General features: G+C 57.4%; 17 protein-coding genes and 4 pseudogenes. 7 read left to right on the top strand and 14 right to left on the bottom strand.

Annotated elements, in window-relative coordinates; genetic code table 11:
- Window positions 1–189 precede the first annotated feature (189 nt).
- Window positions 190–1,541 (bottom strand): IS3 family transposase gene (locus V6582_RS21135; protein WP_156634579.1). Its coding sequence is split into 2 segments (ribosomal slippage): window positions 190–1,205 and window positions 1,205–1,541, totalling 1,353 coding nucleotides; the frame shifts between segments, so codons are not numbered across the junction.
- A gap of 499 nt (window positions 1,542–2,040) precedes the next feature.
- Here V6582_RS21135 and V6582_RS21130 point away from each other — a divergent pair.
- On the top strand, window positions 2,041–2,364 hold the full coding sequence (locus V6582_RS21130) for an ArsR/SmtB family transcription factor (RefSeq protein ID WP_156634580.1): 324 nt from the start codon (window positions 2,041–2,043) through the stop codon (window positions 2,362–2,364).
- 37 nt (window positions 2,365–2,401) lie between these two features.
- Window positions 2,402–2,785: pseudogene (locus V6582_RS21125) on the top strand (IS6 family transposase); the annotation flags it as partial.
- A 71-nt stretch (window positions 2,786–2,856) separates the two neighbouring features.
- On the opposite strand, the gene V6582_RS21120 reads toward V6582_RS21125, so the two are convergent.
- The gene (locus V6582_RS21120; protein WP_156634581.1) at window positions 2,857–3,165 is read right to left on the bottom strand and encodes a hypothetical protein; all 309 of its coding nucleotides are present in this window, start codon (window positions 3,163–3,165) and stop codon (window positions 2,857–2,859) included.
- A 342-nt stretch (window positions 3,166–3,507) separates the two neighbouring features.
- On the opposite strand from V6582_RS21120, the gene V6582_RS21115 reads away from it, so the two are divergent.
- From V6582_RS21115 to V6582_RS21105, 3 genes are all read left to right on the top strand, one after another.
- Window positions 3,508–4,599, top strand: a complete 1,092-nt coding sequence (locus tag V6582_RS21115) for an IS5 family transposase (protein WP_349508847.1) — start codon at window positions 3,508–3,510, stop codon at window positions 4,597–4,599.
- A gap of 385 nt (window positions 4,600–4,984) precedes the next feature.
- Window positions 4,985–6,022, top strand: coding sequence for a glycosyltransferase family 2 protein (locus tag V6582_RS21110; protein WP_156634537.1), 1,038 nt, complete (start codon window positions 4,985–4,987; stop codon window positions 6,020–6,022).
- Window positions 6,023–6,038: 16 nt separating this feature from the next.
- A complete protein-coding gene (locus V6582_RS21105; RefSeq protein WP_156634538.1) occupies window positions 6,039–6,989 on the top strand; it encodes a polysaccharide pyruvyl transferase family protein in 951 nt (316 codons plus the stop codon).
- A 128-nt stretch (window positions 6,990–7,117) separates the two neighbouring features.
- Here the strand turns inward: V6582_RS21105 and V6582_RS21100 are convergent.
- The 11 genes and pseudogenes from V6582_RS21100 to V6582_RS21050 all read right to left on the bottom strand — a co-directional run.
- Window positions 7,118–7,507, bottom strand: a pseudogene (locus tag V6582_RS21100) (transposase); the annotation flags it as partial.
- A gap of 27 nt (window positions 7,508–7,534) precedes the next feature.
- The gene (locus V6582_RS21095; protein WP_156634539.1) at window positions 7,535–7,855 is read right to left on the bottom strand and encodes a hypothetical protein; all 321 of its coding nucleotides are present in this window, start codon (window positions 7,853–7,855) and stop codon (window positions 7,535–7,537) included.
- Between the two features lie 17 nt (window positions 7,856–7,872).
- Window positions 7,873–9,573 (bottom strand): asparaginase domain-containing protein, encoded by a 1,701-nt coding sequence (locus tag V6582_RS21090; protein WP_156634540.1) that lies wholly within the window; start codon window positions 9,571–9,573, stop codon window positions 7,873–7,875.
- A gap of 21 nt (window positions 9,574–9,594) precedes the next feature.
- Entirely contained in the window at window positions 9,595–9,906 is a 312-nt protein-coding gene (locus V6582_RS21085) for a hypothetical protein (RefSeq protein ID WP_156634541.1), read from the bottom strand.
- A gap of 1 nt (window position 9,907) precedes the next feature.
- The gene (locus tag V6582_RS21080) at window positions 9,908–11,245 is read right to left on the bottom strand and encodes an NtaA/DmoA family FMN-dependent monooxygenase (protein WP_156634542.1); all 1,338 of its coding nucleotides are present in this window, start codon (window positions 11,243–11,245) and stop codon (window positions 9,908–9,910) included.
- Between the two features lie 42 nt (window positions 11,246–11,287).
- Window positions 11,288–12,337 (bottom strand): LLM class flavin-dependent oxidoreductase, encoded by a 1,050-nt coding sequence (locus tag V6582_RS21075; RefSeq protein ID WP_197434500.1) that lies wholly within the window; start codon window positions 12,335–12,337, stop codon window positions 11,288–11,290.
- Window positions 12,338–12,408: 71 nt separating this feature from the next.
- Window positions 12,409–13,233 carry an ABC transporter permease gene (locus V6582_RS21070; RefSeq protein ID WP_234889861.1) on the bottom strand — a complete coding sequence of 275 codons (825 nt, stop codon included), beginning with the start codon at window positions 13,231–13,233 and terminating at the stop codon, window positions 12,409–12,411.
- A gap of 44 nt (window positions 13,234–13,277) precedes the next feature.
- Window positions 13,278–14,090, bottom strand: a complete 813-nt coding sequence (locus V6582_RS21065) for an ABC transporter ATP-binding protein (protein WP_156634545.1) — start codon at window positions 14,088–14,090, stop codon at window positions 13,278–13,280.
- A 114-nt stretch (window positions 14,091–14,204) separates the two neighbouring features.
- Complete coding sequence (locus tag V6582_RS21060; protein WP_156634546.1) at window positions 14,205–15,212, bottom strand: ABC transporter substrate-binding protein; 1,008 nt, start codon at window positions 15,210–15,212, stop codon at window positions 14,205–14,207.
- Between the two features lie 441 nt (window positions 15,213–15,653).
- Complete coding sequence (locus V6582_RS21055; protein ID WP_156634547.1) at window positions 15,654–16,358, bottom strand: GntR family transcriptional regulator; 705 nt, start codon at window positions 16,356–16,358, stop codon at window positions 15,654–15,656.
- 152 nt (window positions 16,359–16,510) lie between these two features.
- Window positions 16,511–17,005: a flavin reductase family protein gene (locus V6582_RS21050; protein WP_234889860.1), complete on the bottom strand. Its 495-nt coding sequence runs from the start codon at window positions 17,003–17,005 to the stop codon at window positions 16,511–16,513.
- Window positions 17,006–17,185: 180 nt separating this feature from the next.
- Between V6582_RS21050 and V6582_RS21045 the strand changes: the two are divergent.
- Window positions 17,186–19,414: pseudogene (locus tag V6582_RS21045) on the top strand (efflux RND transporter permease subunit); the annotation flags it as partial.
- Window positions 19,411–20,814 (top strand): efflux transporter outer membrane subunit, encoded by a 1,404-nt coding sequence (locus V6582_RS21040; protein ID WP_156634550.1) that lies wholly within the window; start codon window positions 19,411–19,413, stop codon window positions 20,812–20,814. The pseudogene V6582_RS21045 and the gene V6582_RS21040, both read left to right, overlap by 4 nt.
- A gap of 309 nt (window positions 20,815–21,123) precedes the next feature.
- Here V6582_RS21040 and V6582_RS21035 read toward each other — a convergent pair.
- Window positions 21,124–21,817, bottom strand: a pseudogene (locus tag V6582_RS21035) (IS6 family transposase).
- Between the last annotated feature and the right edge of the window lie 18 nt (window positions 21,818–21,835).

Below are 21,835 nucleotides of genomic sequence, written 5' to 3'. Positions count from 1 at the left end.
GCTTCTAGGGTTTGATCGGCCGGCGCCCAGAACACGCTTCCAGCGTCCGCCGCCGAAACTAGTGAACCAACCAAGTCTCCTATAGCAGAGAGAGTATCTGAATTGGCCGTCACGTTGTCCGTCGTCGAATGATTTGAGACTTTTGGGGCTCTGGAAGAACGGAGTTTCCGGCTCGGTTTGCGGGTTGATTTAAGCCGCTTTGGCCTGGTGGTTCAAGCGGCGCTGTCTGATGGTGTCACGTTTGATCCTTTCGCGTTCGAGCAGGATGGTCTGGCCGCGTCCGAAGTAGACGTCGGCCGGAGTGAGATTGTCGAGGCTCTCGTGGTATCGGCGATGATTGTAATGCTCCACGAAGGCCGCGATCTTGGCTTCGAGGTCTTCCTTGAAGAAGTAGTTTTCCAGCAAAATGCGGTTCTTCAACGTCTGATGCCAGCGTTCGATCTTGCCCTGTGTCTGCGGATGGCCGGGAGCGCCATGGACCTGGTCGATCTTGTATGTCTTCAGCCATTCGCCGAGATCGAAGGCGACGTAACACGGGCCGTTGTCGGACAGCAGGCGCGGTCGGTGTTCGACCTTGACCCTGTCGCAGCCTGAGGCGGCCAGCGCCAGGTCGAGCGTGGCTGTGACATCGTCTACCTTCATGCTGGTGCACAGCTTCCAGGCGATGATGTATCGCGAGAAGTCGTCAAGAATGGTCGACAGGTAGAACCATCCCCAGCCGATGACCTTCAGGTAGGTGAAGTCGGTTTGCCACATCTCGTTCGGCCGCGTGGTCTTGTCCTTGAACTCATCGCTGGCCTTGATGACGATATAGGCTGGCGACGTAATCAAGTCATGGGCCTTGAGCAGGCGATAGACCGAAGCCTCTGACACGAAATAGCTTTCCGTGTCGGTGAACTTTACCGCCAGCTCGCGTGGCGACAGATCGGCATGATCGAGCGCCATGGTGATGATCCTGCCCCTGATATCGGCGGGGATGCGGTTCCACACCCGTGACGGCGCAGACGTCCGGTCTTCCAGCCCTTCGACGCCATGGGTCTGGAACCGGTCATACCATCTGTAAAATGTTGGCCTGGGAATGCCGAGCTTTTCGAGGGTTTGCCGGACCGACAGATGTGACTGCTCGACCAACCTGATGATCTCAAGCTTTTCGGTGGCGGGATATCTCATTCGTCGTCGCCCCCATGCCCGATCATGCTTTTTTTGAGCAGGCGGTTCTCCAGGGTGAGGTCGGCCAGCGCCTCCTTCAGGTCGCGGCTCTCCTTGCGCAGGGCTTTCACCTCGTCACTCGTTGCCGAACGGGAGGTATCGCCTGCAAGGCGCTTCTTGCCGGCTTCGAGGAATTCCTTGGACCAGCTATAATACAGGCTCTCGGCGATCCCTTCACGGCGGCAGATCGCGGCGATGATGTCTTCGCCACGCAGGCCTTCCAGGACGACACGGATTTTGTCCTCGGCTGAATGGTGCTTGCGCGTGGCGCGGCGGATGTCCTTGATCGTCTTCTCGGCCGTCGATGTCTGCAGCCCGGATTTTTGTCTCATCTTCGCTTCCTTTGATAGAGCTACGATGAGCCGAAAATCCTCTCTTCTCAATTAAGCTAGTTCTGTCTCATGTGCGCTGATGTCGGACACAGGCGGCAGCGACTGCCATGATCTGATCCATTTCCAGCGGAGAACGTCACATCGATCGTCTCCGGTACCGTCATGGACGCGACACTGCCACACGTTGCTGTAGGCTTCACTCCGCTGGAAGCATATGCCGTGCAGCCCTTTCGCTTGCTAACGGAAGCGGCAATGAACTTGCTGCCCGGTATTTGAGGTCTGCACTGAACGTACTTTCGTACCCGGCCTGAACGCCAGTGATGCCACGGCTAAATCTCCTATGACATCTCCATGACAGATGCGGGCATTTTAGCTTCATGAATTAGTGACGTATGATAAAATGTAAGCGCTAACAACAAGTTCCTGATTTGTTCCAAATTTTAGCACTTTCTTGCTGGCTGCAGCATATGCTTGGAACCAAGCCACTACGAGGTACACGATGAACAAGATATCCTTAGCAGAGCAGCGAGACTTCGTGGAAACGAGCGCAGCGCTATTGCAAGCGATGGCGAACCCTGCCCGCATTAACATTCTGATTATTCTGGCTGAAAGAGAGGTTTCCGTCGGCCCGCTCAGTGAACTTGTTGGCTTGAGCCAGTCCGCATTGTCACAGCACCTCGCCAAATTGCGACAGGCTGGTCTTGTGTCGAACCGTCGAGAGGCACATACCGTCTATTATATTTGCAAGTCCAGCGCGGTTCTGCGGGTTTTGGCAATGCTCTCAGAGTTCTATCGACCTCATCCTACGCATGCTTCGCCATAGATCTTCGTTGAAGATGATCAGGCATGTTGAGTTCCAGATGATGGTCGATGTCAAAGGCAGCCACTACCCCAAAGACGTGGTTTTATATGCGGGGTTTTTCTACGTCCAATATGCATCGTCCTATCGTGATCTCGAAGAGATCCTGGCCTAGCGCGGTGTTGCCGTTGGCCACGCAACGCTGAACAGATGGGTCGTAAAATATTCGCCGCTTATCGCTTGCCGGGCCTGGCGCCGCAAATCCGCGACCAGCCGTTCTTTGGCGAATGGACGAGACCTATATATAGGTCAAAGGCAAGTGGACCTATTCCTATCGCGCTGTCGAGAATTCAGTAAAACCCTTGATTTCATGCTGTCCGAGCATCGTGATGAGGCTGCAGCCAGCGCCTTCTTCGCCCGCACGATCGAGACAGTCTCTCAGCCATCATTGAGCAAGTTTATATCTACCTGTAATACTATTCGTTGTCAGTGATCACCTACCGTCTCATTGATGCATCATCCAGCGAGAAAAGGAAAACCCATGCTTCGTAAAATCACCCTCGCAATAGCTGCTCTCATGATCATCACCTCCGGCCCTTCCTTTGCCGCCGAGCGATGCCGGGATGCCAAGGGCAAGTTCGTAAAATGCGCGACGACCAAGCCACCCACGCCGACAAAATGCAAGGATGCAAAAGGTAAGTTTGCAAAATGCGGAACGCCTGGCGCAAAGTCGATGTAACAGTATTTACCCTCGCCTTCGGTCACGCGGATCGCATTCTCAGGCCGCGTGACTGGCTGCTCATCACTAGCCCTGAGCAAGGCCATCGTAAGCGGTGTCTCCCCCTCGCGCCTTGACCGACTTTGGCTGATTTGGGGCCGAGAGCGGACCAACAGGACTTGGCCACTAACCAAGAGATAGCTGCCATTTGTCGGGCGATCCGGGCAACAAAGCCCGCCCCACCGAACCGCTCGCCCTTCACCAACGCTGTCAAGCCGGCGGCCACATATTTCGATAGGACATTTTACGAACGGTAAAATACGCGAGGCCTCGGCATTTTCTCATCTTAAAATAACTTAAAATATAATAAATTGGACACCTCTAAAAACCTCCCCATTTTCCGCGTTTCATGATTCAATCCGGCCAGTGTGATTTTCTGGGAGCGGATGATGCGTGGGCAACCGGGCTTTTGGGATTTGGATGATCGTTACGAACGGCTGAGTGCCGTCGGCGATCCGCTGGAGAAGCTCAACAGCATCATTCCATGGGCGATATTTGAAAAACCTTTAGCGAAGGCGCTGAAGCGGTCCGACGGATCGAAGGGTGGACGTCCACCATTTCCGTCGGTTCTGATGTTTAAAATCCTGGTGCTGCAAGCGCTTTATAATCTCTCCGACGACCAAGCAGAGTTTGTTATCCAGGACCGGCTGTCGTTTATGCGTTTCCTTGGCCTTTCCCTTTCGCAGAAGGTGCCGGATGCCAAGACGATCTGGCTGTTCCGAGAGAGTTTGGTGCGTGCAGGTGCCATTGATAATCTGTTTGCCCGTTTCGACAAGCATCTCTCACGTTCCGGATATCTGGCCAAAGGCGGGCAGATCGTTGACGCCACGATCATCCAGGCTCCCAAGCAACATAACAGCCAGGACGAGAAAGACGCGATCAAGGCCGGCGAAATCCCTGAGGACTGGAAGGATAAACCCGCCAGGCTGGCCCAGAAGGACCGCGACGCGCGATGGACAGTGAAGTATTCCAAGGCGAAACGGCCAACGGAGACGCCGACGTCGACGACGACTGGCCAGCACGATATTGCCATTCCAATGTTTGGTTACAAAAACCATGCAGGCATCGACCGAGCCCATGGCTTTATCCGGGGATGGACGGTGACGAGTGCGAGCGCCCATGACGGAGCCCAGCTTCGAAACGTAGTGACCAAAGACAATACCGCGTCGACGGTCTGGGCCGATACGGCCTATCGCTCCAAGACCAACGAGGAATGGTTGCAGGACAATGGCCTAAAGTCCGACATCCATCAGAAGAAGCCAAAGGGCAAACCCATGCCGGAGGCGATGTCGCGCGCCAACGGCCGTCGTTCGAAGGTCCGCTCCGCCATCGAACATGTCTTTGCGCGGCAGAAGGACAAGATGAAGCTCTTCGTGCGCACCATCGGAATCAGCCGAGCGAGGGTGAAGATCGGCATGGCCAATATCACCTACAACATGCTTCGCTATGTCTGGCTGACTGGAAAACCACGGACCGCATAACGCGCAGCTGGCCGGAAGGCCGAAATGCATGCCGCAGATGCGGCAATCATCACAAAAAATGGGCGATCATCCGCGCGAGTTCATCGCGGAAATACATCCACGGCACCATCTTGCCAACTGCGACCGGTAAATCGAGGTGTCCAATTTATTATTGACAATAAAAATAACGCTGATTATTAATTCATATTATGAGAGATATAAAGATCTCTGTTAAATCTGATTTATATTTCATGTAATGCATTGCATTATTTAATATATCATACAAAATATTGCAATATCAATATTTTATAATTTTGAGTCCCTGACGCATGTCCATTTCACCATTAATTTGGTGATTTTTTGAATTGAGACGCTTCAAATCGAAACATACTGACGGGGGTCAAATATGTCAAATTTTACAGTTATTATTCCATTTTACCAGAAAAATGATGGGATATTACGAAGAGGACTATCGTCAGTTTTTGCTCAGTCCTATCAAAGTTTTGAAATTGTCATTGTTGACGATGCATCCCCCCACCCGATTATGGAGGAACTCGCACCACTGAGCCAATCCCAACGAGACCGAATCCGGGTTATTCATCAAAAAAATAGCGGACCAGGGGGCGCTCGCAACACCGGCCTTACCCATATCGGCGACAATAGTCAGTATATTGCCTTCCTCGATTCTGATGATACTTGGCATGAAGACCATCTCAAAAACGCGATCGAGACGATGCAGCGCTTTGAAGCAGATTGCTATTGGGCTTCGATCAGCGGTGGTGAGGGTTTCGAATTTCATTTTAGTATTCAGGGACTGGAGCAGAGCGAAAAAGTACAACGTCTTCAGGACACGCCGCTCGTTCTGGAAGTCCCGGACATGACGGGGCTCATGTTCAAACAGGGAGAATTTCTCTATCTCAGCCAGTTTTTGCACCTATCAACCATGGTTATTGGTCGCTCGCTTGCTGCAAAGGTTCAATTCGAGGCACATTTGAGGCTGGCTGCAGAAGATGTGCTGTTTTTCAGTGATTGCGTGCTTGCCGCAAAGCGGGTCGCACTCTGCGGCGCAGACGGTGCGCAGCGCGGAGAGGGAATGAATATTTTCCACAGTATTGACGCATCCTCCCCTATCTACCTTAAACAGCAATTCGACATGTGTCTGGCTCAGAACATACTGGTGGAAAAATTCGCAAAACGCTCAGCTCTCCTCACAGCAATTCGTGACAGCAAGGAAACCGTGCGGCGCCATGCTTTATGGAGTCAGGTGGGAAGGATCAAACGCGGGCAAATGCCGCAGCTTGGACTTCTGGCACAATGGGTTGTGAAAGATCCAAAATTGCTATTGACCTTAGTATCTCTGACGGTGAGCAAGTTAAGGCCATCCCGTTCGACTGAGGTCGTTCGTGCTTCAGATCAAACCAGCCCCATCCAGGAACAACTATAATGAATGCAGAAAGTCTATGAAAGCTTTTTACTGGGAATGTGCGAACGGCAATTTTGGAGATGACCTCAATCTCTGGCTTTGGGATTTCCTGCTCCCCGGCTTTAGAGAGGTCGATGACGACTTGCTTCTGGTGGGAGTCGGAACGGTTCTCAACGGTGCGCTGCTTCCCCCTACGGGCCGCAAGCTGGTTATTGGCAGCGGCTTTGGCTATGGTAGCCTGCCGGATATGAGCGATAGAGCGCAATGGGACATACGTTGCGTGCGCGGGCCATTAACAGCCGAAAAACTCATGCTGCCGACGGATATGGGAATAGTCGATCCTGCCGTTATGGTGCCGGATATGCCTGAATTTGGAAAATTACCGAAGCTGTATAAAAAGAGCTTCGTTCCCCATTGGGAGTCAGCTGTTTCCGGCATCTGGAAAACCATAAGTTCACAGGTCGGCCTGACCTATATCGACCCATGCGGCGAAGCCAAGGCCGTTATCCGTATGATCGCACAGTCGGAACTGATTGTGGCCGAGTCCATGCACGGTGCAATTCTGGCGGATGCCTTCCGGGTTCCCTGGATCCCCGTCTCAACCTCGCGGGCAATTAACAGCTTCAAATGGAACGACTGGGCATCCACTCTTGGACTTACCTATAGGCCAAGGCGCGTGGCCATATCAACCCGTGCTGAAGCGATGATGAAGGACGATTCCTTCTGGGGTATGAGATTTAGTGACAATAAAACGGTGCTGGACAATCCAAATAGTCGCGTTGTCGAGACGGCGGTTCTTGAGCAGGCACGCTCACCTCGAAAAACCTCTATAAAAAATATAACCAAACAAGCGTTGGCTGTACCGTCGGCGCTTGGTTTATGGCAGGCAAGTCGTATTGAGCCTCAATTGAGTTTCGATACCGTGCTTCAAGAGCGCAAAAACCGCTTCATGGACGTGATTTCAGGTGTGCAGCGCGACTACATTTAGTGATCCCATCATAGCGTGGCGCACCATGCTATAACGGCTCACCCACCAATCTTCGGCATTTTCAACCCGTAAAAGGCGTTGGTGCGCGGCTCAGCTAATCAGCGGATCTCGTTCTTTGATGGGTCCGCTTATTTGGCTGCTCCTGCCGAGGCTCGGCAACGAACGGATTTCGGTCGTCCGCAGGCGAGCATTCGGTTAAGAATGGCGACGCCGATCGCAGCTTCGGTCTGTTGAGCGAGGAATGACCGAGCGCGCAAACGCTGTCCAATGACGCCTTTATATCGACCCATCGCGGTTTCAACCAATGCTCGTTTGCCATAGCCGGTAGATGCCTGCCATTTAAGCCGGCCGTCTATCTGCACGGATGCGATGTGGTCGTGTCTCTGGCAGAACGCCTGGGCGTTGGGCTTTTCAACCGCATTCGAGCGCGGTGGAATGACTACCCTTGCGCCTAGGCTGTGACGCAGGACAACGTCATAGGTGGGAGCACCATCATAGGCTCCATCGGCAGTGAGGCGTTATGTTTGTGCGGCATGCTGGATCAATCAACCTATTTTCGATCCCGGCCCCATAGATGCAAAATGTTGAAATTTGATCCCCGCACCAACGCCCAGTTCCGCCGGAATCGGGTGCACGTTCGACCATGTGTCCCTTGTCCAGATGCGTGTGAACATCGACAGGCGTGATCGCGCTGATGTTTTCGCCGTCCAGGAATATATCGACAGCAGCGCACGGTCACGATCGGAACTTAGCCCTTTCAGTTCATCGTCGAACAGCAGACAGGCAGGGACCCGCGCATTGCGCAGGTTTGCGCTATCCTTGCCGCTCAGGCGGAACTCCGCCTGAATTGCCCGCTCGATCGTCATGTCGCGCTTCCCTCACCTCAGTGGGTATCAAAGACCGCCTGGTAAAGGGCAAGCTTCGCCTCGACTGCGGCGCGTTCTTCCGGCGTTGGCTTGGCTGGGTCCCTGGCCGGCGGCAGCATGCCGAATTTCATCAGGCAGGCCATCAGGAGAATGCGGCCCTTGATCGACGTCAGGTTGGACCCTGCGATGAAAGGGCCGCCCCTGAAAGCAAAGCCTTCTGTCGAGCCCCGACCGCACATGACGACCGGAAAGCCGCAAAAGGCGGCGCGGGCGAGGATGCGTGACTTGGAGGAGGCAGCCGGTTTGCCATAAGGGTTCAGGCCTTCCAGCACGAAGCCTGACAGCGGCTCCTTCTCAAGCTTGTATTCCATCAGCGCTATGACATCGACCTCCTGCGCCGGGTCGCTTTCAAAGTCATCTTCGATATAGGACGCGTCCTTGACGATCGAGACTTTCGGAATGGCGCTTTCCAGCAGCCGGCCTTCAGTGTCCTTGATCTGAACCTCGACCGCGTAGAAGCCGTCCAGTCCCTTGAGGTTGCCGTTGACGGAAGCCGGCAGTTGCGTGATCCGCACGTCGGATTTGTAGCTGTGCTTCATGACCGGGATATAGCGCAGTACCGATCCCACGCCGCTGCCGGCTGCGCCCACTATCCCGCCATGTCCCCCTGTCGCGACATAGCCGCCCGGCCGCGCATCGCCCTTTGACACCTCGCGCGCAGCAAAGACACGCTGGTCCTGCACCAGCACCATACCGGCAACATTACGTCCGTCCTCGCCCGCCCAGCAGCGGGATTGAATATACTCTGCGCTGTCGGCAAGGTTCTTGGGTCCGTCGTTGGAAATCTGGCCGTGGTAGCGCTGGGACGCGTTGCCGCAGACTGGAACGGTCACGTCCAGCAGCAGGTTGAACCAGTACATCGTCTCTTCGATGCGCGGACTGCCCTGCGTCCAGATCGCGCCGTCATAATCGCCCGACGAGAGGATTTGCTGCGTCATGTTGGTGACGCGGGCGAGGGTCATGCGGGCCGGAGACATGTTGAGGTGATGCGGACGGTAGGGCCAGAAATCCTTGCCGGCCACTTCCGGCGCAATATCGCCCTCGCCCATGTCAGTCCGCTTTTCGGCGGAGAGGCCTTTCGTGTAGCCGCCGGACGGCGCGACGCGGTAGAAATCGACATCGGCTATGCTGGAGATCGTATTGCCGAAGCCGAGGCTGTCGATCCCCAGCCGGTCCGTTTCCTCGAAAATCCGGCTTCCATCCGGCGTAAAGGGCTGGCGGCTCTTGTCACGCGGCGCGAAGGGATAGGCCGTATCGGTCTCCCAGGCAGAGCCATCTTTTTGACGCGCCATGTAGGGCATCGGGTAATAGCCGTCTTCGGGCTTAAGTTCGACCTTGAAGACCGGCTTGTCATCCGGCGACTGCCGAGTTTCGTGGAGAGCGCCGGTGCCGTCGAGATATCCGTCCGGATCGGCATAAATTTCCGCGACATCGCTTTCCAGCGGATGCGCGGTGAACTGCTCGACATAGACCGTCACTGGCGACGCCAGCTTCTGCGGGCGCAATACGTCAAAGCGCACTGGATTACCCTCGATATCCGTCACGAGGGGTAGACCGTGCTGCGCGCGTGCCTTGTTGGACGTGACCAGCGGCGGCGTGTTGGTAATGGTCGCGTTCGGACCGGCAAGATGGGCAATGCGTACCTTCTTGTCACTCATGGCAATTCCCTCCGGGCAACTTCACGCGCCCTGTTCATCTGCTTTGAAAACATGCCGCTCGAAGCGCTCGAGAAGCACTCCCATCTCCTCGCGCTGGCGCGCGAATTCCGGGCTCTTGTCGCGTGCCGCCAGATCGGCAGCTAAGGCCGCCTCGTCGGAAAACCGGCACTCCCAGCGCACGTCCGGCCCCTTGTCGCCCTGTCGCACGAAGATTTCGCCGGCGGCGAGCCCCAGACTGATGCGTAGCACCGAACCCTTGCGACGATGGGTGAGCACCGCCTCCGCAAGGCCCGGTTTGGCGAAGTAGTTGGTGGTCTCGACGATGATCGTCATGTCATGAGTCCATCAGGTTTTCGCGCAGCGTCGAGCCCGCATAGGCCTTGCGGAAGCGGCCGCGGCGCTGCAGTTCCGGCACCAGGAAATCGATGACGTTCAGCAGATCGCGCGGCACGCCGGGCGGATGGGCGATCATGAAGCCGCCGCGCTCCCCCGTCTCGACGAAAATCTCTTCGAGATAGTCGGCGATCTCCCCGGCCGAGCCGACGACGGCATGGTCGTAGGAGCCGGTATGCTGCTTGATGTGATAGTAGAACTCGTCTCGCGTGATTTCCTTGTTCGGGTCGATCTCATGCGTCATGTTCATGAAGCCGACCGGCGAGGCATTGGATTTCACGATGACATCGTTGATCTCGGCGGTCGTGAAGCGCTCGGGAAGTTTCGAAAGGTCGTAGCCGATCTGGTGGGACATGAACGCGCCCACAGCCTCAAAAGGAACGGCATTGAGGAGATGCGCGTGGCGGCGCTTGGCGTCTTCTGTCGTTTCTCCGACGATCAGCACTTCGTCCCACACGATGCCGACCTTTGCCGGATCGCGTCCCTGTGCGGCCAGAGCTGCATCAAGGTCGGCGCGATGCTTCTTGCGCTTTGACATGTCGTGATTGGCGGCAAAGATCATGTCGGCGAAGGTTGCCGACGCCTGGATGCCGCGCGGCGAGGCGCCCGCCTGCACCACGACCGGCTTCACCTGCGGCGAGGGAACCGAGGCCAACGGCCCCTTGACCGAGAAGAACGTGCCCTTGTGGTTGATAGCAGCGACCTTCGAAGAGTCCGCGACGACGCCAGTCTCGCGGTCCCAGATGAAGGCGTCTGGCGCGACGCTTTCCCATAGCTGGTTGCAGACGCTCATGAACTCTTCCATGCGGCCGTAGCGGTCGTCATGGTCCATGAGATCCTCAAAACCATAGTTGGCTGCGTCGGCGCGCCGCGATGACGCAATGACGTTGAAAGCGATGCGACCGCCGGTGACGTGGTCCAGCGAATTGAGCAGCCGCGCGACATAGTAGGGCGGCAGGAAGGTCGAGGAGTAGGTCAGCCCGAAACCAATATGCTGCGTCACCTGGCTCATCGCCGCGATGAAAGGGCTCATATCGAGGCGCGGCCAGCCGACGCCCCATCTAACGGCATCCGCGATCGAGCCTTTCCAGGTGCTCGGGATACCGGAGCCGTCGCCGAAAAACAGGAAATCCAGCATACCGCGTTCAGCGATTACCGCGACTTCCTTGAAGATACGCAAGTCCGGATAGGTTGCATGAGACCAGGAGCCTGGCAGGCGCCAGCGCCCCTCCAGATGCGTCCAGGACAGATCGTAACCGATGTGCATTTTCGCCGTCATGTGAAATTTCCCTTGATGATCCGTCCCCTTGCGCGCGATCGCTCACGCACCGAGTTTCACCGCCTCTGTGGCCAGAATGGCCTTGAGTTTCGGATAGACCTGCTCGCCGAAGCCTTTCAGGTCGACGATGAAGTCGATGAACGTCATCTGCAGGGCGTCGAGCCCGGCCCCCAGGTACATTTGCGCCATCTTGGCCGCGACCGTTTCCGGCGATCCGATGATCGGCGTGCCGTTACCGAAGCCGACGACATCGGGGTTGCGCAGATAGGAGGTGCGGCTGCCGTAGGATTCGCGGTTGTCGCGTTCGAAGGAGTTGATGAGTTGATCGAAGGCCTTTTCGTCGCGCGCATCGCGCAGAGCCGCGAAGCGCTTCATGGCGTCTTCATCGGTCTCGCCGACGACGATCATGACATTGCCGGAAGTCTTGAGTGTCCGGCCGATTTGCTCGGCGTAGGTTTTGACCTTGGCCACTTCCGCGCCGCCGCCGCCGACAAACTGATAGTCCGAATGCTTCGCCCCGAAGGCGAGGCCTTCATCGGAAATGCCGGCAGACACGATGGCCGGAAATGGCTTCGACAAGGGCTTCGGATCCGAAACGCAGCCCTTGAGCTTGAAGAACCGGCCGTCCCAATCAGTCGTCGGCTGGCTCCACAGCGACTTTATGATGGAAATCCATTCGTCTGCGTATTCATACCGGTACTCGCCATAGCCTTCTGGGACGAGCCCCATCTGCTCGATCTCTTCCAGCGTATTGCCGGTCACGATATTGATGCCGAAGCGCCCGCCGGAGATGTTGTCGATGGTCGCGATGATCTTGGCAGCGACCGCCGGGTGGAACAGCAGCGGATTGATGGTCGAATAAACCTTGATCGACTTGGTGACGCCCGAAACAGCCGAGGCCATCGACATGGGCTCGATCGTGTTCTGCCAGAAGCCGCTGTCGCCTGGGAAGCCCATCCACTTTCCCATGGAGAAGAGATAATCCAGCCCCATGTCCTCCGCGATGCGGGCAATGCCGCTATGCAGTTCGAAGGTGGGCTGATAGCGTGGCGCGGCATTCGACATGAGAAAGCCGTTGCTGCCGACCGGCATGAATATTCCGAGTTCTACCTTACGCATTGTTTTTGTTCCCCAGTCGGACGACGGTTGTTCGACAATCGGTTTCAGTTCTCGCGCTTCAGCGCGCTCTCGTGCCATTTGCGCAAGAGGAGATGTGAAATGAGGCTGGTCAGTGCGAAAATCACGACGCCGGTGAAGGTGATGAGAAGCAGGGCGGCGAAGAGCCGTGGCACATTGAGCCGCCGGCCGGCCTCGAGGATACGGAAGGCGAGACCCGCCTTTTCGCCCGCAGCCCCCGCCGTGAACTCGGCTACAATCGCACCGATCAGCGCGAGGCCACCGCCGATCCGCAAGCCTATCGTGAAATAGGGCAGTGCGCCGGGGATCAACAGCAGCCGCAGCCGCTGCCATCGGTTGGCCCCATACATCTCGAACAGGTTCAGCAGATTGTGGTCTGCACTCTTCAACCCCTGGGTCGTGTTGGAAAGGATCGGGAAGAAGGCGACGAGGAATGCGCAGAGCAGCAGCACAAGCTCGGTCTGCTGCACGTAGATGATGATCAGCGGCGCAACAGCCACGATCGGCGTGACCTGCAGCACGACGGCGTAGGGGTAGAAAATCAGTTCAAGAAAGCGCGACTCGGCGAACAGGATGGCGAAGAGCACGCCTCCGGCCAGAGCAGCGGCGAGCGCGGAAAAGGTGATCTTCAACGTGATGAGGAGTGCTGCGGAAAGAATGCCCCAGTCATTATAGAGCGATGCTGCAACATCCGTCGGCGCAGGAAGGATATAGAGCGGGACGGCCGCCTCGCGCACATACCACTGCCAGAGCACCAGAAAGATCAGCAGCGCACCTGCGGGAATGGCGACTTGGGCGAGTGGTGCCCGATAGCGGTGCCAAAGAGCTACAGGCGCGGGTTTCGGCGCCATTTCTGCGGTCCTGGCGGTTTCGCTTTCCATGATCTGTTTCTCGCTCATAGGTGATCATGCTCCCCCATGGTTTGATGAAGCACCGCCGAGATGTGGCGGCTGACGGCGGCGAATTCCGAGGACGTGCGGGTTTCGGCTCCGCGCGGCCAGGAGAGCTGGTTATCGAGATCGGCAATGACGCGGCCGGGCCGCGCGGCCATGACGACAATGCGGTCTGACAGATAGACAGCCTCTGTCACCGAGTGGGTGACGAAGAGAACCGTCCAGCGGTGCTCGCTCCAGAGTCTCAGAAGGTCGTCGTTGAGCTTCTGGCGGGTGATCTCGTCGAGCGCCGCGAAGGGCTCGTCCATCAAGAGGAGCTTGGGCCGGGTGATCAGCGCCCGGGCGATCGACACGCGCATCTTCATGCCGCCGGACAGTTCGCGGGGATAGGCGTGACCGAACTTCTCCAGGCCGACCATGGCAAGCGCATCCATGATGGCTTCCCGCGCCTGCGCCTTCGACTGGCCGGCGAGCCGGAGCGGCAGCCAGACATTGTTGAACACGGTCGCCCACGGCATGAGCGTCGGCTCTTGAAAGACGAAGCTCGTCTCCCGTTGCGGACGCCCGTCTACGGTGTAGCTTGAACGGGGCCAGTCGATCTCGCCGCTGGTCGGGTCGCCGAGGCCGGCGACGAGCCGAAGCGCGGTCGACTTTCCGCATCCCGATGGCCCGAGAAGGCTGATGAATTGCCCCTCCTGGACCTTCATGGACATGCCTGACAAGGCGAGCGTCCCATTGGCGAAGCGCTTGCTAACATCACTGAGCGTCACGATCGGACGGACAGTGGTCGGCGGAGTTGGCATACGTACGTCCATCATGGATCTTCTGTTCAGACAGGATTGAAATAGCAGGAGCTATCCGAAAGGGGCTCCGGCCTGGGGCGGACGGAGAGATGCTGCGGGTCTCGTCGAGACAAGGGCAGTCTCACCCTACTTGGCGAGTTCCTTGCCGAGGCCTTTGCAGACAAACTCGTTGGTATAGGCCTTCTTGTAGTCCAGGCCCGCCTTGAGCACACCGGCCTTGGACATGGAGTCGAAGAAGGTCTTGTAGTGTTCGTCGGTCATGCAGCCGATGCCCTCGGCGGCGGCATCGCCGCTGGTGACGATCTCGTATTTTTTCAGCTGCGCAATCGTGAAGGCGATCTGCTCATCCGTCATTTCCGGATTGTCCTTCTTGATCAGATCGTTAGCAGCCTTGTTGTCGCCATAGAGATAATTGTACCAGCCCAAGATGGAGGCCTCGACAAAGCGTTTCACCAGGTCCGGGTTCTTCTCGTAGAGCGCTTTCTGGGTCTCGATGGTGGTCGCATAGGCGGCATAGCCGTAGTCCGCAAGCAGGAAGGCTTTCGGGTCCCAGCCCGCCATTTTCTTGATCGCAAAGGGTTCGGAGGTGATGTAGGCCTGCTGTCCGGACTTCGCATTGGCAATGAACGGCGCGGGGTTGAACGTGTAGGGCTTGACCTTCTCGTCCTTGAACGCGGGGTTCGCCGACTTCATCCAGCGGAAATAGGTGTCGTAGCCTGCACCCGAGAGGAACAGCGTATCGAGCTTGGCAAGATCGTCGATCTTCTCGATGCCCTGGTCAGGATGGGCAAGAATGGCCTGCGGATCCTTCTGGAAAATCGCCGCCACCGTGATCAGCGGCACGTTGTTGGCCACCGCGTCGAAGGCGCCCAGCGTCCCGCCCTGCATGAACTGGATCTTTCCGGCAATCAGCTTCGCCTCGGTGGGGGTCTGCGGGCCGCCCATCATGATAGAAACATCGAGGCCGTACTTCGCGTAAGTGCCATCGGCCAAGGCCTGGTAGAAGCCGCCATGCTCGGCCTGGGCCAACCACCCTGTTCCCATGACGACCTTGTCAGCCGCTTCAGCCGAAGCGACGGACCCTAAAATTCCAAAAATTGCTGTGCATGCGAATTGGGTGATTACATTTGACATTTCAGTTCCCCTATTGGCGTGCATTTTTATGCCTCGTTGAGGGCAACACTGTCCGCTGTTTCATGGCCTGTCAACTTGGCAAATCGCAGCTGCGAGAATCGGACGTTGCGCCGCAACATCAAATCCGAGACCGCAGGATGCATAGGAACGGAGCTCCAAGGGATGGTTTTCACGCCCAGGTTTTGCCGGAAGCAAGCCGCGTGTTCTCATCAAAAATTGAGATTCCTCAAGTGTATCATGGGATTGAAATCTCAGGACGACGCATCGTCATCTGGCGAGGAGGAATTTCGCGAACAATTTCATGTTGCGCCGCCATGCCCGGAACGCGGCGCAGTCATGCATTCAGCGCCAAGTACCTATTTGCCCAGCGCATAGATCTGAAATTTCAGTTTCTGGAAAATATGCTCTGGCGTGACCCTGGCTGCCGGACGCCAGACGCAGTCACGGCATCAACGTATGGACACTGAAGGGCAGCGACGGTTCCCCGACAAGAAAGTTGCGGTCCGGGCTGTAGCCGCTCGCCTTGCGGATGGCAGCCTCGATGCCTGCCATGTCGCGAGCCTCCATCGCGTCGACGATGTCGAGATGATATTGGCGCTGCTGGTGCATTTCAGTGGAGGACGCGCGTTTCAGTCCGAAACACCAGAAGCGACAGGCGTTGTTGTGCAGCCGGCGGAGGGCGACCTCGATCTGTTGATTTTGGCTGGCTCGGGCCAAGGCGCGATGAAACGCCCAGTCGATCTCGACCATCTTGTGGATATCGCGGCGCTCGACGGCGTCAGCATGCTGGGCGAAGGCGCCGCGGATGGCGGCAAAGTCTTCGGGCGTGCCGCGAACGGCCCCTAGTGCGGCCGCGTAGCTTTCAAGCAGCAACCGGGCCTCGTAGACATCCTGCAATTCACGCAGGCCCAATTCGGCGACGCGTGTTCCAATGCGCGGATGGCGCTCGACCAACCCCTCAAGATCAAGCCTGAACAGGGCGTCGCGAACGGCCGCCTGGCCCAGGCCGTACTGCTTCATGAGCTGCTTTTCGTCAACCCGCGACCCGGCCTCGATCTCACCCGTGATAATGGCGATGAGGAGGCGCTCATAGGCGTCTGTTCTGAGAAGTTTCCCGGCTCTCGCGGGGGTCTGCTTGCGCGGCATCCGACCATCCTTGGCCAGCGTGTTCGCCGGCTCTGCTCAAATTGGACGCCTTTCCAACCTTGAAACGCGGGCCCGAAAGACATGCGTTTAGCGCCCCATATGGCGCAATAGCCAACGGGCCGTAAAATTTCAATATCCAGGACTCGGAAATGTCACACGCCCGCAGATATGCAACGGACATATCCGCCGTTCATGTAGACAAGTGGCGAAAGCGGTGCGTCCCAAAGCTCTATCGCCTCCACAGATCCGATAAAGATCGTATGGCTGTCTGCCTGAAGCTGTTGTTTTACCCGGCAGTCGAAACTGGCAAGCGAGCGAGCAAGCGCTGGCGCACCTGTCGAAATCCTGCGCCAGTCCCCATCCCGGAACCTCTGCTCCTTGAATCTGGAAGATGAAAAGACTTCGGCAATGGCATCGTTGTCCTCACCCAGAAAGCTCACACAGAAAACACCCGACTCGATCAGGGGGTCATGGCACGAGGCGGACCGGTTGATGCATACCAGCAAGCTGGGCGGCTCGACAGAGACGGATGTCACGGAGGTCGCGATCATGCCGTGCCATGCATCATGGGTGTCTTTCGTGGTGATCAGTGAGACACCGCTTGCAAGCCGCCGCATGCCGGACTTGAAATGTTCGTCTATCATCATGGCCTTCATCCTCGCTACAACCACGCCCAGAACGGGACATAATTTATGAAACTGAAATTTCTGTTCTCGCATTATGTTGCAGTTGACGATGGCCAATAAGATGATTTTCGTGCATGGCAGCTATGCAAATTGTAGAGATCTTCTGGCCCAGGCGGGCGGGTGAACGACATGTCGATTGCCTTCCTGCGCAACTGGCGTGCTACACTTGTCCCGGCGGTCACCGTTCCGGTCTCGATCCTCGGCACCTTTGGTGCGATGCAACTCCTCGGCTAAAGCCTCGATAATCTGTCGCTGATGGCGCTGACCATTGCCACGGGCTTCGTCGTCGACGACGCAATCGTCGTTCTGGAGAACATTGAGCGTCACATGCAGACGGGCGTGTCACGTGTGGAAGCCACCCTGCGCGGCGCGCGCGAGGTCAGCTTCACCGTCGTCTCGATGAGTGTGTCGCTCGTTGCTGTGTTCCTACCCATCGTTTTGCTCGGCGACCTCGTCGGGCGGCTCTTCCGTGAGTTCGCAATTGTGCTTTCGGTCGCGATCGGCGTCTCGCTCGTGCTCGCACTTACCACCACGCCGATGATGTGCGCCCTGCTGCTTCGCTCCGGCGGCCATCATCCCCCCGGAAGCCTGGCGCGTGCGGCCGGCAGCGTGGTCGATGGGCTGCAACACCTCTACGACCGGTCCCTCCAGCGCGCGCTGGCTTACCCTTTCCCGGTTCTCGTCACGCTTCTCGTCACAGTGGCGCTCAACGTCGTTCTCTTCACCGCCATTCCGAAGAGCCTGTTTCCCCAACAGGACGGCGGTCTGATGATGGGCGGTATCATGGCTGACGAGAGCATCTCGTTTCAGGCCATGACGAAGAAGCTGGCGCAGGCCCAGGACATCGTTAAGGCCGATCCCGCCGTTCAGACGGTGGTAGGTTTCACGGGTGGGGGCAGCACCAATCAGGGCCAAGTGTTCGTCACCCTGAAATCGCTTGAGGAGCGCGACGCCTCAGCCTTGCAGATAATGGCGCGGTTGCGCGCAAAACTCGCCGCTATTCCCGGTGCGCAGCTGATGATGTTTCCAACGCAGGATCTCTTCATCGGGGGCCGCATGAGCTTTGCCCAATACCAATATACCTTGCAGGCCGACGACATGGCTGAATTGCGAAAGTGGGGAGAGAAGCTGACGGCTATCTTGAAGCAAAGCCCGGCGCTGGCCGATGTCGCCTCGGACCAACAGACCGGCGGCCTCAACACAAAGATCATGATCGACCGGCCGACGGCCATGCGCTACGGCCTGACGCCCAACATCATCGACGCGACGCTTTATGACGCCTTTGGCGAACGGCAGGTCTCAACCATCTACAAAGCGCAGAACCAGTACGGGGTCATCATGGAGCTGGCACCGCGCTATCTGGAGGATCCGGAGTCGCTCAATTTAATCTATGTGAGTACGTCAGGAGATTCGGCGAGCGGCACGTCTTCGACCAATGCCTCCTCCACCCTGGTCTCGACCACGTCGACAAGCAGTTCAACCACGACGTCTTCGAGTTCATCGGCCAGCAACCAGGCGACCAATTCGATCGCGACCTCGAGTGGCGGCAGCGCCTCCAGTGGTGCGGCAGTCTCGACTTCGACCAGCACCATGATCCCGCTGGCCGCCTTCGCGCGGCTGGCGGGTGCCACCACTCCCGTCCAGGTCAACCATCAGGGCCAGGCCGCCGCGACCACCATTTCCTTTAACCTCGCGCCTGGCGCCAAGCTCGCAGATGCCACCGCTGCCATCGAACAAGCCGTGCGCGACATCCGCATGCCGACATCCATCCATGGCAGTTTCGCCGGCTCGGCCGGAACGGCGCAGTCCATCATCGCAACCATGCCGATCCTGATCGGTGCAGCGCTGCTTGCCGTTTACGTAGTGCTCGGCATCCTTTACGAAAGCTACATCCATCCGCTTACCATTCTTTCGACGCTGCCGTCGGCCGGTGTAGGCGCCGTGCTGGCGCTGAGCCTTGCCAACACCGAGTTCACCGTAATCGCCCTGATCGGGGTCTTCCTGTTGATCGGCATCGTCAAGAAAAATGCCATCATGATGGTGGATTTCGCGCTCCAGGCGGAGCGTGAAGATGGTCTGGCGCCCGAGGCCGCGATCCGGCGGGCCTGCGTGATGCGCTTTCGTCCGATCATGATGACCACCTGCGCGGCCCTGTTTGGCGCCGTGCCGCTCGTCCTTGATCAGGGCATGGGCGCGGAACTGCGCCGCCCGCTCGGCATCGCTATCATCGGCGGCCTTATCGTCAGCCAGATGCTGACGCTCTACACCACACCGGTGGTTTATCTCTATCTCGATCGCCTTCGGCACCGCTCGCTCAAGTTCTGGCATCGCGCGTTCCCTGGATCGGCCATCACGGAAACGGCGCAATGAAGCCACTTCTCATCATCAGCACGCTCTGCGGCCTGTCGTCTCTTCTCCAAGCCTGTGCGGTCGGGCCGGACTATCTCAAGCCCGACGTTGTAACCCCGGTCGCCTTTAAAGAGGCGCCGAAGGGATGGAAAGTCGCAGAGCCAGGCAATGGCATGACGCGAGGAAAGTGGTGGAGCGTCTACAAGGATCCGCTGCTCGACGAACTCGTGCCTCAGGTCGCGATCAGCAATCAGAATTTGAAGGCTTATGAAGCCGCTTATCGCGAAGCGCAGGCCGTGGTACGTGAAACACGCTCGAGCCTGGTCCCAACAGTAACGGCCAGTCCGAGTATAACCCGCAAGCGCAGCTCTGCGGTGACTGCGAACACCCAGACCGCTGAAGTCACGGGAAGCTGGGACATCGATCTGTGGGGCAAGGTGCGCCGCAAGATCGAGAGCAATCAGGCGGCAGCCGAGGCCAGTGCCGCAGAACTCGCCGACCTCACCTTGTCGGCCCAAGCCGATCTGGTGACGGATTATTTTGAGCTGCGCTATCAGGATTCGCTGGCTCGCCTCCTGAACGACACGGTGGCAGCCTATGAGCGCAGCCTCAAGATCACGCAGAACCAGTATGCCGCTGGCGTGGCATCGCGCTCCGACATTATCACCGCTCAAACGGAGCTTGCCTCGACCCAAGCCTCCGCCATTGCCGCTGGAGAACTGCGCGCCCAATACGAGCATGCCATCGCGCTGCTGATTGGCAAGTCGCCATCGGAACTGACGATCAAGTCGGGAGCCTTGGCACAGGCGGTACCAAACATTCCGCTCGTGGTTCCCTCCGCGCTTCTGGAGCGCCGACCAGATATCGCCGAGGCGGAGCGAACGATGCGACAGCAAAATGCCCTGATCGGCGTTGCGGTCGCCGCCTACTATCCCACCATCAATTTGTCGGCCGTCGCCGGCTATTCCGGGGTGTCACCACTGGTCTCGGCCACCAACATGGTCTGGTCGCTTGCCTCAAGCGGCAGTCAGACCTTGCTCGATGGGGGAACGCGTTCCGCCGCCGTGGACGCCGCACGGGCCACCTACGATCAGAGCGTCGCCAATTACCGGCAAACGGTGCTCACCGCGTTCCACGATGTCGACGACGAGCTATCGAACCTGCGCATCCTCCAGCATCAGGCTGCGGCGCAAGCTGAAGCGGTTCGGCTTGCACGGAAGGCCGTCACGATTGCGCTCAACGAATATCAGGCCGGGACGACGAACTACACGACAGTCGTGACCGCGCAGGCGACTTCGCTCACCAACCAGGAGACGGCGCTTTTAATCGCGCAAAACCGCCTCGTTGCCAGCGCCAACCTAATCAAGGCTCTGGGCGGAGAATGGAGTGCCTCACACCTATCAAAGACAAGCCCGCCATGATGAACTTCAATGGGGCTTGATGAGGTGGACGGCATCCCGCCCCGGCGCGTGAAGTGCCATGATGCGGTTGTTAGGAGCCGCAATGAGGAGAGCCGTCTATGAAGGAAATTATCACGGCACCGTAAAGTTAACCGACACCGTTCAAAAATGTTGCGCACGGCTTTCGCTTATGCGGTCTGCAGGCGTGCAATTTCGCTCCACATTGCATGGCTTCGGTTCTCAGTTCGCGATGATGGTCTGAGGAGATCTCGTGGGGGCTTGTCGCAAACATTTTCGGAGCGCGTGATTATCCCCTGAGCATCTTCATTTTCATGCTTTGTTAACCTTTTGCAGTCCGAAGAGGCGCGCAAGCAAATCGTTCTGGTTGTTGAAAGTCCAGCCGCCGGAAAAGCCGAAGCCTTTTCTGAGCCAGAGCGTCGCTTCGAAACCGGCAATGGTTCGGCGTGCCGTGTTAAAGGACTGGAAGCCTCTGATCTCGGGCATGTTCTTCTTTACCCGGATGCAGGCGCTCACTATCGACTGATGTCTTGATTGCCGACGGAAAAGTACTGACGCCGTCCGTCCCGATCTTTGCCGGTGATAGCAGGGGCTCGTCCTTCAGCATTGTGCGGAAGAACCGCTTGGTGGCGTCGAAATCGCGCTTAGCGGTCAGCAGGAAATCCACCGGATTGCCATGCTTGTCGATGGCTCGGTAAAGAGCGCGCCATTTGCCGCGAATCTTGACGTAGGTTTCGACGATCTGGACCGAGCCACAATGCGGGCGCCGAAACTGCCGCAGCCGCTTTTCTATCATCGGCGCATAAGCCAATACCCAGTGGTTGACCGTGCTATGATCGACCTCGAAACCACCTTCCCGGAACATCTCCTCAAGGTCTCGATAGCTGAGCGGATAGCGCAAGTACCAGGCAACCGCCTGTACAATCAGCCATGCCTCGAAATGTCTGCCTTTGAAAACATCCTTCGAATGGCGCTTCAGCTTCTCGGCAATGGTATTCAGAATCATGGCTCCCTCCGCAACTTT

Source organism: Agrobacterium vitis (assembly GCF_037039395.1).
GTDB lineage: Bacteria > Pseudomonadota > Alphaproteobacteria > Rhizobiales > Rhizobiaceae > Allorhizobium > Allorhizobium vitis_E.
The sequence above is the reverse complement of the archived record's forward strand: the minus strand, read 5'-3'. Positions and strand labels throughout refer to the sequence as shown.

Excerpts from the sequence above, each read along its gene's own strand:
- V6582_RS21130 (WP_156634580.1), top strand. The coding sequence starts at position 2,041 with ATGAACAAGATATCCTTAGCAGAGCAGCGAGACTTCGTGGAAACGAGC.
- V6582_RS21120 (WP_156634581.1), bottom strand. The coding sequence starts at position 3,165 with ATGGCCTTGCTCAGGGCTAGTGATGAGCAGCCAGTCACGCGGCCTGAG.
- V6582_RS21115 (WP_349508847.1), top strand. The coding sequence starts at position 3,508 with ATGCGTGGGCAACCGGGCTTTTGGGATTTGGATGATCGTTACGAACGG.
- V6582_RS21110 (WP_156634537.1), top strand. The coding sequence starts at position 4,985 with ATGTCAAATTTTACAGTTATTATTCCATTTTACCAGAAAAATGATGGG.
- V6582_RS21105 (WP_156634538.1), top strand. The coding sequence starts at position 6,039 with ATGAAAGCTTTTTACTGGGAATGTGCGAACGGCAATTTTGGAGATGAC.
- V6582_RS21095 (WP_156634539.1), bottom strand. The coding sequence starts at position 7,855 with ATGACGATCGAGCGGGCAATTCAGGCGGAGTTCCGCCTGAGCGGCAAG.
- V6582_RS21090 (WP_156634540.1), bottom strand. The coding sequence starts at position 9,573 with ATGAGTGACAAGAAGGTACGCATTGCCCATCTTGCCGGTCCGAACGCG.
- V6582_RS21085 (WP_156634541.1), bottom strand. The coding sequence starts at position 9,906 with ATGACGATCATCGTCGAGACCACCAACTACTTCGCCAAACCGGGCCTT.
- V6582_RS21080 (WP_156634542.1), bottom strand. The coding sequence starts at position 11,245 with ATGACGGCGAAAATGCACATCGGTTACGATCTGTCCTGGACGCATCTG.
- V6582_RS21075 (WP_197434500.1), bottom strand. The coding sequence starts at position 12,337 with ATGCCGGTCGGCAGCAACGGCTTTCTCATGTCGAATGCCGCGCCACGC.
- V6582_RS21070 (WP_234889861.1), bottom strand. The coding sequence starts at position 13,233 with ATGGCGCCGAAACCCGCGCCTGTAGCTCTTTGGCACCGCTATCGGGCA.
- V6582_RS21065 (WP_156634545.1), bottom strand. The coding sequence starts at position 14,090 with ATGGACGTACGTATGCCAACTCCGCCGACCACTGTCCGTCCGATCGTG.
- V6582_RS21060 (WP_156634546.1), bottom strand. The coding sequence starts at position 15,212 with ATGTCAAATGTAATCACCCAATTCGCATGCACAGCAATTTTTGGAATT.
- V6582_RS21055 (WP_156634547.1), bottom strand. The coding sequence starts at position 16,358 with ATGCCGCGCAAGCAGACCCCCGCGAGAGCCGGGAAACTTCTCAGAACA.
- V6582_RS21050 (WP_234889860.1), bottom strand. The coding sequence starts at position 17,005 with ATGATGATAGACGAACATTTCAAGTCCGGCATGCGGCGGCTTGCAAGC.
- V6582_RS21040 (WP_156634550.1), top strand. The coding sequence starts at position 19,411 with ATGAAGCCACTTCTCATCATCAGCACGCTCTGCGGCCTGTCGTCTCTT.